Here is a 13,186-nt window from a genome sequence, read left to right as displayed (position 1 = left end):
AAAAGATTAACGTTGCACGATATGCATGGGCACAAGGAACTGGCAGGTGAATTCTCAGGACAAGCACTATCAATCGGCATTGGCGACATGGCGTGCAGGTAAAGAAACGCGCGCGATTGTCACCCCATTTGCATTTAAAATTGATCAACAGTTACTGGGGATGCGGCTAGCAAAACCTTGGCGTCGAGCATTGGCGATGTTGTTAGATCTGCTGCTTGTTGGACTGTTGAGTTATGTGCCAGGAGTATTGGTAGCGTTTTTAGCGGCCGTGGCGACTTGGGTGCTGAGCAAGCGCCATGAACAAGTGGTGTCAGCCTGGGCCAGACGTTGGTTACGCGTTATCAGCGCGGTAGTGATTTTTGTCACTGTGTTAAGTTTTGTGGGTGAACTGACCGATGACAAAAAAGACGACGATTCGGGGTTGGTGAGTAACAGCAATGTCGAAACATTAGCGCGTACCGGTGCCATTGTATTATTGGCGGCAAAGCTAGACAGTTGCTCAGACAGCGCCTGTATCGATAATCAGATTCCAGTCCTTGAAGAGCAATTAAATGCGGTATACGCCGGAAAGCCCGCTGCGCGAAACGAGTTAGTGAACTCTCTATTCGATGACATTGCCTTTCTCTCTAACCAACAGAAGCAACAATATGTCGAGCGCTTGCTTGCGCCTAAGCTCAGTTCTGCCGCGAACTCAGATGGCGCTGAGCCAACATCGGCCGTGACGCAAGATGCGTCCTCGGCATCTGAGTCGACGCCTGCGGTATTAAATCTAAATCGGCATGATGCGGAAAAACCATCATTAATCGCTTGGGTCAAAGGCGTCATTGCTGACCTCGGTCTTGGCCTCAGTTGGGCTGCACTCTACTTCACCCTATTTACCGCACTGTGGCGTGGGCAGACGCCGGGCAAACGTGTGCTGGGCCTGCGTGTGGTGCGGCTCAATGGTGAGCCGTTATCCTTGTGGGGCGCCTTTGGTCGTTATGGTGGCTATGGTGCTGGTATTGCGACGGGGCTGGTTGGTTTCCTGCAGGTGTATTGGGACAACAACCGCCAATGCATACAGGACAAGATTGGTGAAACCGTAGTGATCCATCAGGCTCATGGGGAACCGGTTCCTGTGCATAACGAACCAGCGAACAGCGCTAGTGACGCTAACGTAAATGCTGCATCTAAGCCGACATCGTCGCCAGTTGATTAACGCTGTTGTACCAATTATTCCTAATAAAAAAGCTGCCAATTTGGCAGCTTTTTTGGTGTTGATGCGGGATTATTGCGTCATCTTCTCACTGACGAGTACGCAGCGTTGCTCGCCCTGTGCAATCTCTTTCAGCGTGCGCATCGTCATGGTCGACAGCTGAGGATTCGCCTTGATGGTCTGTTGTAAATCAGCCACGGATGCCTGAGTACAATCTTGTGGGATCAAGTTCGGAGCGTAGGTACGCATAAACACTCGGCCCTTTGTGCTGTCCATTTCTGCCAGCGTTTGCAGACGTTGTGCAGCGGTTTGTCGTTGCAGCTGTGCTTGCTCTGGCGGGTACAAGTTGTTCATCGCAATACGCAATTTCGGATAAGGTGCCGATTCGTCTGTAATACGGCGCAGCCATTCGGCTTTTACCGCTGCATCAGGACGAATGACTTGCGCGGCTAACGCCGCTTTTTCGCCTGAATCACTTTGGTCTGCCTTCGCTTCTGCACGCAGTAATTGCTCGCTACCTTTGAAGTTATAGCGATTCAGCTGGCGTATAATATTCCAGCGCGTATCTTGATCGAGGGTAATGCCGTCTAAGGTCGCGTCACCTTGCAGCAACTGCTTCAGATGTGACAATGACATATCGTCGCTGGCGAAGCTGATGTAAGCACCAAACCAACGGCGCTGCATATCGCTGTTGCCCACATTTTCCATCGCTAAACGCAGGCTCATCTGTGCCATAGCGCGCTGTGCACTGGCGGCATAGCTGCTGTGCAAAGATTGCATGCTTTCCAACCAGTATTTACTGCGATGCAGCGCCCCCAATACTTGGCCAACAATGGTGTAGTCATGCTCTTTCGGCAGGTTAACGAATACAGTGTCGAGGTAATCATTTAACGGCAATGCACCGCTTGTTACACCGTCCCACAGGCTTTGCCATAGCATTGAACGCAGAAACGGATCTGCTACTTTGGCTAAATCCGCTTGGGCAGTGGCAAATGAACGTTGATCCAGTTGCACTTTCACAAAGCCCCAATCTTCATAGTTTGGATAAACCAGATCAGGACATTGAGCACCTATCAGTGATGGTACAGAGGTTTCTGCACCTTGGTAGGTGACTGGCACTTTTTGGAGCAGGTGCATTTCGTGACGGCCCTTAACCAACAACGCTACCTGAACTTTTTGTTCGCGTAGTGTTGGCTGACCAGTTTCTGCCACTGATTGCAGCAGCTTGAATGAATCAATACGGTCACCGGAGCAAGTATATTGCGCCTGCAGTGAGTTTACCCCAGCAGCATAGAGCCAATCCTGCGTCCACTGTTCAAGATTGCGGTTAGCGGCTTTCGCGAGGCTACCGATAAAGTCCTGCAGTGTCGCATTGTGCCACTGATATTGGTGCAGGTAATTTTGCACACCTTTTTGGAAGACGTCGTCGCCCAGCAGGTGACGCAATTGCTTCAATACCGACGCACCTTTTTGGTAGGTGATCGCATCGATGTTATCAAATGCGTTCGCAGTGGTCGGTACTGGCACCTCAATCGGGTGGGTAGTGACTCTGCTGTCTTTTTCATACGCCCCTTGTTTGCCACCGGCATAGAAACTGCGCCAAGCGTAATCAAATTCGGTGGCTTTGGCGGTTGCCATGGTGCCCATAAATGACGCAAAGCTCTCGTTCAACCACAGGCCGTTCCACCATTTCATGGTCACCAAGTCACCAAACCATTGGTGTGCCATTTCGTGCATGATAACGCCGGCAAGACGCTGCTTCTGCTCTGACGTCATCTCGGCGTTGTACAGGAAGCGTCCTTCTGCGAAGGTGATTGCGCCTGCGTTTTCCATCGCGCCATAAAGGAAATCAGGCACCAGAATTTGGTCATATTTCTTAAATGGATAGTTGATGCCAAAGTAGTTATCAAAGAAACGCAAACCCGCATCTGTGTACTTGAACCAATCTGCCGGATGGACTTGATTTGCTACCGATTGGCGAGCAAATAGGCGCATTGGATATTTGCCGCTGTTGTCTTGCCACATATGGTATGGGCCAGCATGCATCGCGAAGTTGTATGGGCTTAGCTTAGGACTGAGCGGGAAATGCCACAGATTTTTATCGCCGTTTGCATCGATAGCCGTTTCGCGGGTAGCACTGATCACTTGCCAATCTTTCGGTGCCGATACTGTCAGCTCGTAAGTGGCTTTTAAGTCCGGTTGATCAAATACAGGGAACATCTGTTGTGCGGCAGCGGGCTCAAAGTGCGAGTACAGATAGACTTTGCCATCGACCGGATCCACAAAGCGGTGTAAACCTTCACCGTTGGTGGAATGTGGACGGTTGTATTCAATATGGATTTGGTTCAAACCGCTGTTAAGCATTTGCGGATTAATGGCCAAAAACAAGCCGTTATATTTTGGATACAGTGGATGGCCATTGATGACTAAACGGGTAATGGTCGCTTTGTTCAAATCAATGGTCAGTGGACTGTTGGTATCCTGCAGTTGAAAACTCAGATCAGTCACACCGCTGAACTTTTCACTGCCATCTAAGTTGAAACGTAACTTGTAACTAACATCACTGACACGCGCCGAACGTGCCATCGCTTGTTGTTCGGTCAGATAAGGATTATCTGTACGAGCGGGGGTGTTAGTAGGGGAGGTCGCGCAGGCACTAAGCCAAGAAATAGTGAGCAGTAGCGCACTGCTTTTTGCAATCTGTCGAAGCGAGTTCACGCTGATGTCCTTTTTGTGATAAAAACAAATGGATTTCCAGCGCTATAAGGTAACGTAAATCGTGCTTTTCACCAAAAGTGAAGTGTTACAAAAAAGCCACCTTGCGGTGGCTTTCTGCACTAACTGTTTGTGTCTGTTAGATTAAAGACCAAACAGAGTTTTTGAACGCTCTTTGCGAATTTCTTTTTCATCCGCCCATTCAATTAAACCGGTTTCCAGATCCATTAACCGCATGGTCATTTTGTAGTAAACATCTTTGGTGCTGCCTTGCTGTTTAACGATGCTCGACAAGTTGCCGTACAGCATATATTGCGCACCAATTTGGCGACCAAACTTAATCGCCGTAGATGGATCAACCATCCCTGCGTTATTTTGGTAATCCAGTTGTTTGCGGACTGCGTCAACCTTGGTCATATCGATAAAGCGGAATTTTCCTGACTGCAGCAATTTTGTGCTGATAGAGTCAGTGACCGATTCAGTATCGATGTGCTCAGAGGTTTTATTTTTGACGCTATCGACAAACATAATAGGGCGTTTGTTGTTGGCTGTTAGCATCATCACTGACGGCGTGGTCAGCATGCTGTCGACCATTTTGTCTGTGATAGCTTGCAGATCAGTTGAACCGAAATTCTCATTCACAGTTTCTACTGCATCAGCATTGCCATACTCAACTTTGTTGGCGCAGGCGGTCAGTCCCAAAGCCATCGCGGCGATAAAGATCAGCTTCAGTTGTTTCATATCCGTTCCCATATTTCCATTGTTACAGCGATTTTGTATAAAAACGCACCATATTGCCAGTATCTACTACCCATACCAGTGTAGTCCTTCCAGCGGCTATCGACACCGTTTGCTGTTGGGCTCCGTAGTGCAGCTGATATTGGCCTTGTTGAATAAAGTTATCAAGCAAATCCACCTGTGCTGGCAAGGTGAGCCAACTACGTTGATCCGCTTGTTCGGTTACCACATTAAAAATCTGTACTAAGGCATTACCGAGCATGGCGGCTGGCGTGTCGCGATCGGTTTGGTTAACAAGTGATGTCTTAGTGACCAGTCGTGCCGCTTGGCGCAGATAAATATCTGGTAAGCGCGCGCTTAATTCTGCGGCTGCCACACTTGAGATATTGCTTAGCTGAGAAAAGTTCAGTGTGGTTGCACCTATCGTTCCGACCGGAATGTTGGGCAACTCCGGAATGGTGCGGTAGGTTGGCAGTGACATGCTCATCAATTTATCGCTGATTGGCAGCGTCAAAGAAAACTTCTCTTTGGCGGCGACAAAGCCGCGTTCAACCATCATCACCAGACGGCCTTGGCTGCTGCTTGGTAATTTAGGTTCGCCCCAACGGCCACTGAATTCTTCAAGCTGTGGCATCTTGAGTTGCTGGGCTAAGCGCAGCAGATTTTGTTGCAGCGCAGTGTTGCCAGGATTAAGTTCGGCGGCTTTGCGGTAATCGATATAGGAGTCGTTAGGTTGATTAAATAGCTCGTGCAGTAAACCTGTCACGTAATAGCCGGAGGGATTCAGCGGTGTTGTTCCCAAGGCTTTTAGGCGATTCACTTCATTGCTGATTTCACCACTGGCCAGTTTTTGTGCCTGTTTATCATTTTGCTCTAAGGCCCGTTGTTGCAGAGCTTGTAACTCATTAGTTTTGCGTAGCTCGACTTGGGCGGCTCGTATGTCATCGATAAACAAATAATTCAGTGCCTGATATTGGTGTACCATGATGCGTTCACTGGCGTTGCCTTCGTAGGGGATTACCTTGTCGTTGACGAAGTAACTGCCGCTGTTGGCACCAACATTCGATAAGCTGACGAGGGCACGATCATCTAGCTTTTGATAGCCATTAATGGCCTGTTTAAAGTAGTGAATGCTGCCATCAAAATCACCGCTAATTTGCGCTGCTCGCCCAGTCTCTTCGGCATATAGCAGCTTGTCTGCAGAATCGAGTTTACGCTGTAACTCATTGACTGCTGTTGCGGGCGCGCTGCTGTCCAGTTCAGCTTTAATTGGTGCAAGCGTGGTGGGGTAACTGGTTAGTACACCTTGATAGGCACACCCCGACAGCGCTAATAGCAGCGGCGGGATAACTCCTAAGTGGCCTAGCTCCTTCAGGCGTTTCAACATCATGCTTGTTCCGACATCCGTTCTCTGAGAGTAATACCTTGTAGGTGGTCAAATTCATGTTGGAAAATGCGAGCGACAAATCCTGACAGCCATTCCTGGCACCACTCGCCGGAGATATCCTGATATCTTACTTCTATCGATTCAAATCGAGCAACCTGACAACGCTCTTGCGGTAGCGATAGACAGCCTTCCTCCCCCCTTATTTGCTCTACTGACGTTTGCAGGATTTGGGGGTTGATCACTACCTGTGGTGCCATCATTGGCGCATCGGAATAGCGTGAATTCGGATTCGACGCCATGATAAACATCTGCAATGAACGGTGTACTTGCGGGGCGGCAATACCAACACCATGTGCTTGCTGCATGGTCGCCAGCATGTCATCTGCGAGCGTGTGCAGTTGATTGTCAAATACTGTTACCGGTTCAGCCTGTTGGTTAAGTATTTTTTCGCCGTAAATTGCAATGGATAACATGGTTTTTCTCCATCAATAATGAGGGGGAGGCGTCTCTTCAGATTGTGATGCAATATTACTCGGCTCAATGGCTTTGAGTTTGGTCACAATCAGTTGTAGTTGATATTGTTGCTCAGCCACAATTTTGTTCAACGCAATCACTTCGTTGTTGAGCTCGTCGATGGTGGCTTCCTGAAATGCCAGTTTGGTTTCCAGATCTTCGACTCTTTGGCCCAGTCCTTCCATTATTACCTCTGCTATGGATGTTGCCAGCGTTCCAGCAAACCGCTGGAGCTGATAGTTTGAATGCCGTTACCATCCCATTGTGACACAGCGTAGACTACTGCGCCCGGAGGTTGTGGCTTTGGCGGTGTGGCTACGCGCCAACTGGCTAACTTTTCTCCGTTCTTTACCTGCCATAGTTGTGATTCGCGGTTTGGGGTGCCGGTAAGTAATTGCTGTTCATCTTGGATGAAGCTCATAGCGGTAAAGTTCATTTGTCGTGTGGTGATTTTCAGACGACTGATACGCTGTTGGCCGGGAATGTCCCAAATAAAAGCGTTGCCGGTACTGTCGGAGACAAATGCGAGCTTAGCGCTAGGTGAAATAGCCGTCGCTAACACCCGTGATTCTGTGTTCCATTGCTGAACAACTTTGGCATCCGTCGTGCGCCATAGCAGCGCCTTTGCATCGTTGCCGCCAGTGAGTGCTAGGCTGCCGTCAGCAGTCAAGGCAACGCTATTCACCTTTTCGCTATGCCCCATAAATTTTATCAGCCGGTCACGGCGGGGTGACAAATAAAATACGCTGGTATTGGCCGTGCCAACCAGTAGCTGACCACTGTTCGCCACGGCGACACATTGTGCCTGTCCGTCGATAGACCACCATCCCACCGATTTGCCATCACTGAGTTGCCAGAGCACCACAGAATCACTGCTGAGTGTCGCGGCAAATTGATTGTTGTTAGACAGAGCAACTGCGATGACATTGTCACGTCGATCACCTTGCCACCATTGATACTTGGCTTGTTGCTGCGCAACATCCCAAAGGGTGATGCCTTGACTGCTGCTGACCAGCGCCAGCGAGCCATCTTGAGAAAGTGCGGCAGCATAATTACCCGCTGGGCTCAGGTTCATGATCGGTTTGCCTGCCGGAGAACAGGCTGAAATCAGCGAAATTAACAGTGCAAACGTGGAAAATTTAAACAATCGGAGCAAATTCATGAACTCTCGCCTGTTTTGCTTGCCTTATGCTGGAAGAATAGAGTTGGCGACCAATACCTTTAATGAGATTATCCCATTTTGAATAAAGAAGATAACTGTTATAGAGTGGAGCGCCTCTTAACATTGTAGGTTATCTGAAACCGCCCCAAGTCCTAAGGAAGAATTGAATGAAGAGCATGTTGAAATACTCGTTGGTAGCACTGGCTGTGGTTGGCTTGGCTGCGTGCAATCAAGAACAAAAAGAAGCGCCAGCGGCAAAAACCGAATTAAAAACGGATGTGCAAAAACAAGGTTATGGCATCGGTGCTTCTGTTGGACGTTATGTGGCACAACATGTTAAAGAACAGCAATCTCTGGGCTTTGACGTTGATAAAAACGCTATCGTCGCGGGTTTTAAAGAGAGTCTTGATGGTAAGTCAGCAATGACTGACGAAGAGATCAAGAGCACGTTGGAAGCTTTAGATAAAGTCGTTGGTGAGAAACGCGCCGCTAAAGTCAAAGAAGTTGCAGATAAAAACTTGGCCGACGGCAAAGCCTATTTAGAAAAGAACAAAGCGAAAGAAGGTGTTGTAACCACAGAATCTGGTCTGCAATACGAAGTGCTGCAAGCGGGTGAAGGTGATAAGCCGAAAGCTGAAGACACGGTAAAAGTGAAATACAAAGGCATGCTGATTGACGGTACTGTATTTGACAGCACTGAGAAAAATGGTGGCGAGCCTATCGAATTCCCGTTGAACCGCGTTATCGCTGGTTGGACTGAAGGTTTGCAACTGATGTCAAAAGGCGCGAAATATCGTTTCGTGATCCCATCAGCATTGGCATACGGTGACCGCGACATGGGTGATGTTATTCCTGCAAATTCAACCTTGGTTTTCGAAGTTGAGCTGTTGGATTTCAAAGCGCCAGAAGCTGCACCTGCTGCTAGCAAATAATATTACTCACTCTTCGTTAGTGAAAAAAAGAGCACCTTGGGTGCTCTTTTTTATTGGCGATATTTGACTGCCTGCAAATCTTTCCCATCGGCATGATTGTTCTGAATTCTAATTTATCTCTAGCAACTTTTGCCTAGCTCACCTTATTCCCTATGACTAAGCACATCAGAAACAAAATGAGGCGCAAGCTCTTCTGACTGATGTCTTTGATAATAATCTGAAAATTAAAATAAAATTAATAATGTGTCGCTTATTTTTCACCAGCCTTTGCCTAAGTTAATAAGCTCATCATGATGCAGAATTGTTCGGCTTTTTGAGGCAGTGCAGATTTGGTAATTCCGCATTTGTTGTGTTAGCTTGAAAAAACGGTCGTAAAGCGGTCGTTTTTTGAACGTTGTCATCATTATCCTGTATCGCAGGGTAATCATTACAGCGATGCATAATCTCTACTATCTCTGTCATTTGGGGATTTGCAGGCGCAAACCCTATGCTGTCAGAACTTTTTTGGAATAGAAGTCGAACACAGGTTAAAAACATATTTCGCGAAATATAACGGTTGTAGAACAAATAACCTGACGTGATATTCGACTCATCTTACGGAGAAGAAGTCTATGCAGCTACAACAGGAAGGCCCGGGGCTTTATTTAGCGTTAATCAGCGTTCACGGGCTTATTCGTGGCAAAAATCTGGAACTCGGACGGGACGCCGATACTGGCGGCCAAACCAAATATGTCGTCGATTTGGCTAATGCGCTAGCGCGTCAACCCGGAATTGAGCGGGTAGATTTGATTACTCGCCGAATTGTGGATGATAAAGTCCACTGTGATTACAGCATTCCTATCGAACCGCTAGATGAAGATGGTGCGCGTATCGTCAGAATTGACTGCGGCCCAGAACAATACCTCGCTAAAGAGAAGCTCTGGGAGCATCTCGATACCTTCTCAGATAATCTCCTTGAATACTTTCACGAACAAGAGCGCATGCCAGATCTGGTGCATAGCCATTATGCCGATGCGGGTTATGTGGCGACGCAAATTAATCATATTTCCGGGATCCCGTTGGTCCATACCGGACACTCGCTAGGGCGAGATAAGCGCAAGCGCTTAATGGCGTCGGGCATGGTGTCGCGTGATGTGGAAAAACGTTACAACATGCGTCGTCGTATTGAAGCTGAAGAACAAGTACTGGCCAATGCCTCCTTGGTGATCACCAGCACTAAGCAGGAGATTGAGGCGCAATACGAGCTTTATGATTATTACTCGCCGGACAGTATGCGCGTCATTCCGCCCGGCACTGACTTAAGCCTGTTTCATCCGCCGGAATTGGGTGAAGCCCCCACACAGATCACCAGCGCTATACGCCGCTTTCTAGATGAACCCGACAAACCCATGATTCTGGCATTATCTCGGCCTGATCCGCGGAAAAATATTGCAACGCTAATGCAGGCTTATGGCGAATCCCCCGAATTGCGTGAAATGGCCAACTTGGTGATTATTGCCGGTAATCGCGACGATATTCGCGAGATGGATAATGGGGCGCAAGAGGTGTTATCAGAGCTGCTGGTATTAATCGATTACTACGACCTTTACGGTAAGGTCGCCGTGCCGAAGAAACATCTACCATCTGAAGTGCCTGCTATCTATCGCATGGCGGCCAATGCGCGCGGCGTGTTTATCAATCCAGCGCTCACTGAACCGTTTGGTTTGACGTTGCTTGAATCTGCAGCGTCGGGATTACCTTTTGTTGCTACCGAAAACGGTGGGCCGCAAGATATCGTAGAGAACTGCGAAGCAGGGTTGTTAGTAGATCCGCTGAGTTCACGGGATCTGGGTAATGCCATTAAAAACCTGCTGCTTGATGGCGATATGTGGCGTACGTTTTCGGCCAACGGTATTAAAAACGTGGCGCTTAAATATAGTTGGAACGCCCATGCGCGCGCCTACTTAAAACAGATTACGCCGCTGGTGGCCGCTCACAAGCCTCAGCAATATTCCCCCGCCATTGTCAAAGCGTCGCGTTTTGCCGATCGCATGATCGTCTCCGATCTGGATAAAACCCTACTGAGTAACCCAACCGGGCTCAGAGAGTTTTGTCAGTTGATCCGCGATCGCCGCAAAGAAGTGGCGTTTGGTATCGCCACCGCAAGACGTCTCGATTCCGTGCTGAAGGTATTGAAAAAGTACCGTATTCCTAAACCGGATATTTTGATTAGCAGTCTAGGGTCGCAGATCCATTATGGCCGAGAACTGGAAGTCAGCACCGATTGGGAAGAACACGTCGATCATGATTGGAACCCGCGCGCAATTCGCCGCATTTTGCGTAAAGTGGAAGGCTTGTCGTTGCAGGATGAGTCGGAGCAAAGCAAATTTAAAATCTCCTTTCATATCGACCCTGCGTATCAAGACAGCTTAACCCGCGACAAACTGATGAAGTTGTTACGCCAAGAGGAGCAGAGCGTTAACGTATTTATCACTGCGGGACAGAATCTGGATATCACGCCTTCACGTGTATCGAAAGGACTTGCACTGCGTTACGTGGCCTCAATCTGGGGCATTCCATTAGAGCATGTGCTGGTTGCTGCCGGGGCGGGGAGCGATGAAGATATGATTACCGGCAACACCCTGTCGGTGGTGGTGAGTAACCGCGCCCATGAAGCTATTAGCACCACCAAAAAGCAAGATCATAAGATTTTCTATGCCAGTCAACCCAACGCACTTGGCATCCTCGAAGCGATAGAGCATTACAAATTCTTTGAAGAGGAAGAGGGGGCATGTTGTGCTTGAGTTGCTCTGTACCGATCTCGACCGGACATTGTTACCCAACGGTGAGCAGCCTGAATCCGATAATGCCCGCCGCCTGTTTACCACATTGGTTAGCGCTTCACATTGCAAATTGGCGTATGTCAGCGGCCGCGATTTAGGCTTGATGCAACAGGCGATTAGCGACTACCAACTGCCGTTACCAGATTACGCCATCACGGATGTTGGCAGCATGATTTATGTGCGAAGCGGTGACAGCTACCTGCCACTATCGAGTTGGCAGCAGTATTTAGAAGCGCAATGGCCGGGCGAAAGTTCGGCGCTGGCAGCGTTATTGGGTGAGTTTACGCTACTGGAGCTGCAAGAGGACGCGAGACAAAAGCCGTTCAAGTTAAGCTATCAGATCACCCCAGCTAAGGCCTTGAGCAAGGCGTTAGACGAGGTCAAAAGCCGTTTAGCTGAATTGGCGTGGCCGGTTAATCTGATTGCCAGTGTTGATGAAACGTCGGATGAAGGTTTACTCGATCTGCTGCCCGCTAATGCAGGCAAGCGGGCCGCGATTGATTTCCTCGTTGCTGAACTCGGGCTTTCCGATGATGCGGTATTTTTCAGCGGCGACAGTGGTAATGATTTAGATGTGTTAGTCAGTCCTTATCCGTCAGTGCTGGTAAAAAATGCCATTACTGATGTGGTGCTGCAAGCCATGACTCGCAGCAAAATTGCCGGGCTTGAGGAAACATTATGGGTCGCGCAAGGCGATGAATCTCTTGGACTAAATGGATATTACAGTGCCGGGATTGTGGAAGGGCTACTGTATTTTTACCCAGAACTAGAAAGCTGGTTAACAGTGGAGCAAGATGAACAATGAACGAGTGTTTACCCATCTATATCTTCGGCGAAGTGCTGTTTGATTGCTTCGCTGATAGTGAGCCGTTGTTGGGCGGCGCCCCGTTTAATGTGGCTTGGCATCTACAAGCCTTTGGTGTCAATCCGCGCTTTATTTCTGCCGTTGGTGATGACGATGGCGGACGCTTAATTCTGCAAAAAATGCAACAGTGGCAGATGGCAACGGACAGTGTAGCGGTGGACCCATTGCATGAAACCGGACGGGTGCAGATCACGCTGCAAGACGGTGAACCTAGCTATGAATTTGTGCTGGACACCGCCTATGACCATATCGAACCTAAGAATCTGTCAATGCCGATAGGTGAACACTTGTTCTACCATGGCACATTAGCTGCCCGTTGTAGCACCAGTCGCGAGTCGCTGGGACAGCTAAGGGATTGGCCGGGACAGAAAGCCTTTATTGACGTCAACTTGCGCGATCCTTGGTGGGAGCTGGAGTGGATTCTGGCCGAAGTACATGGTGCACATTGCGTCAAACTCAATCGCCAAGAACTGATTTTATTGTCGCAGGTAGAAGAGACCCAAGAGGATATTGAATGGCTACAGGAGCTAGCGCGTAATTTCCGGCTGGCGAATAACATTGCCAATTTGATCGTCACGCTAGGCGCCGATGGCGCGTTTTTGGTGTACGAAATGGGGCAGATCATTACCCACAGTTTGCCGCCGCAAACAGCGACCGTCGTCGATACCGTTGGCGCCGGTGATGCCTTTTCGTCAATCGTCATGCTCGGCATGTTACACAACTGGCAATGGGAAACCGTGTTAGAACGAGCTCAGCAGTTTGCTGGCTTTATTGTCACGCAACAGGGGGCGGTGTCTGACAATCCCGCAATTTACGGCGACTTCAAATGCCTTTGGGGCATGATCTAATTCTTTAGG

Annotated in this window: 11 protein-coding genes; 5 read left to right on the top strand and 6 right to left on the bottom strand. The window is 48.8% G+C overall.

Features of this window, described 5'->3' with window-relative positions; translation table 11 throughout:
• The first annotated feature begins 46 nt into the window (after positions 1-46).
• Complete coding sequence (locus HR45_RS09920) at positions 47-1,198, top strand: RDD family protein (protein WP_052074661.1); 1,152 nt, start codon at positions 47-49, stop codon at positions 1,196-1,198.
• A 69-nt stretch (positions 1,199-1,267) separates the two neighbouring features.
• Here the strand turns inward: HR45_RS09920 and pepN are convergent, their stop codons facing one another.
• The 6 genes from pepN to HR45_RS09890 form a co-directional block, all read right to left on the bottom strand.
• A complete protein-coding gene (gene pepN / locus HR45_RS09915) occupies positions 1,268-3,913 on the bottom strand; it encodes an aminopeptidase N (protein WP_241461093.1) in 2,646 nt (881 codons plus the stop codon).
• Positions 3,914-4,054: 141 nt separating this feature from the next.
• Entirely contained in the window at positions 4,055-4,651 is a 597-nt protein-coding gene (lpoB, locus tag HR45_RS09910; protein ID WP_156104053.1) for a penicillin-binding protein activator LpoB, read from the bottom strand.
• 22 nt (positions 4,652-4,673) lie between these two features.
• Positions 4,674-6,038, bottom strand: a complete 1,365-nt coding sequence (locus HR45_RS09905; RefSeq protein ID WP_037442493.1) for a COG3014 family protein — start codon at positions 6,036-6,038, stop codon at positions 4,674-4,676.
• A complete protein-coding gene (gene def, locus HR45_RS09900) occupies positions 6,035-6,508 on the bottom strand; it encodes a peptide deformylase (RefSeq protein WP_037442491.1) in 474 nt (157 codons plus the stop codon). The genes HR45_RS09905 and def overlap by 4 nt, the downstream gene beginning before the upstream one ends.
• 12 nt (positions 6,509-6,520) lie before the next feature.
• Positions 6,521-6,733 carry a SlyX family protein gene (locus tag HR45_RS09895; protein ID WP_037442490.1) on the bottom strand — a complete coding sequence of 71 codons (213 nt, stop codon included), beginning with the start codon at positions 6,731-6,733 and terminating at the stop codon, positions 6,521-6,523.
• Positions 6,734-6,744: 11 nt separating this feature from the next.
• Positions 6,745-7,710 carry a WD40 repeat domain-containing protein gene (locus HR45_RS09890; RefSeq protein WP_052074660.1) on the bottom strand — a complete coding sequence of 322 codons (966 nt, stop codon included), beginning with the start codon at positions 7,708-7,710 and terminating at the stop codon, positions 6,745-6,747.
• A 167-nt stretch (positions 7,711-7,877) separates the two neighbouring features.
• Here HR45_RS09890 and fkpA point away from each other — a divergent pair, with 167 nt between their 5' ends.
• The 4 genes from fkpA to HR45_RS09870 all read left to right on the top strand — a co-directional run bounded on the left by fkpA (position 7,878) and on the right by HR45_RS09870 (position 13,177).
• Complete coding sequence (gene fkpA, locus HR45_RS09885; protein ID WP_037442488.1) at positions 7,878-8,642, top strand: FKBP-type peptidyl-prolyl cis-trans isomerase; 765 nt, start codon at positions 7,878-7,880, stop codon at positions 8,640-8,642.
• 611 nt (positions 8,643-9,253) lie between these two features.
• On the top strand, positions 9,254-11,425 hold the full coding sequence (locus HR45_RS09880; protein ID WP_037442486.1) for an HAD family hydrolase: 2,172 nt from the start codon (positions 9,254-9,256) through the stop codon (positions 11,423-11,425).
• Entirely contained in the window at positions 11,418-12,269 is an 852-nt protein-coding gene (locus HR45_RS09875; RefSeq protein ID WP_037442479.1) for an HAD-IIB family hydrolase, read from the top strand. Before HR45_RS09880 ends, HR45_RS09875 begins: the two co-directional genes overlap by 8 nt.
• On the top strand, positions 12,266-13,177 hold the full coding sequence (locus tag HR45_RS09870; protein ID WP_037442478.1) for a PfkB family carbohydrate kinase: 912 nt from the start codon (positions 12,266-12,268) through the stop codon (positions 13,175-13,177). Before HR45_RS09875 ends, HR45_RS09870 begins: the two co-directional genes overlap by 4 nt.
• Positions 13,178-13,186: the final 9 nt, after the last annotated feature.

The organism is Shewanella mangrovi (genome assembly GCF_000753795.1).
Lineage (GTDB): Bacteria > Pseudomonadota > Gammaproteobacteria > Enterobacterales > Shewanellaceae > Shewanella > Shewanella mangrovi.
The sequence above is the reverse complement of the archived record's forward strand: the minus strand, read 5'-3'. Positions and strand labels throughout refer to the sequence as shown.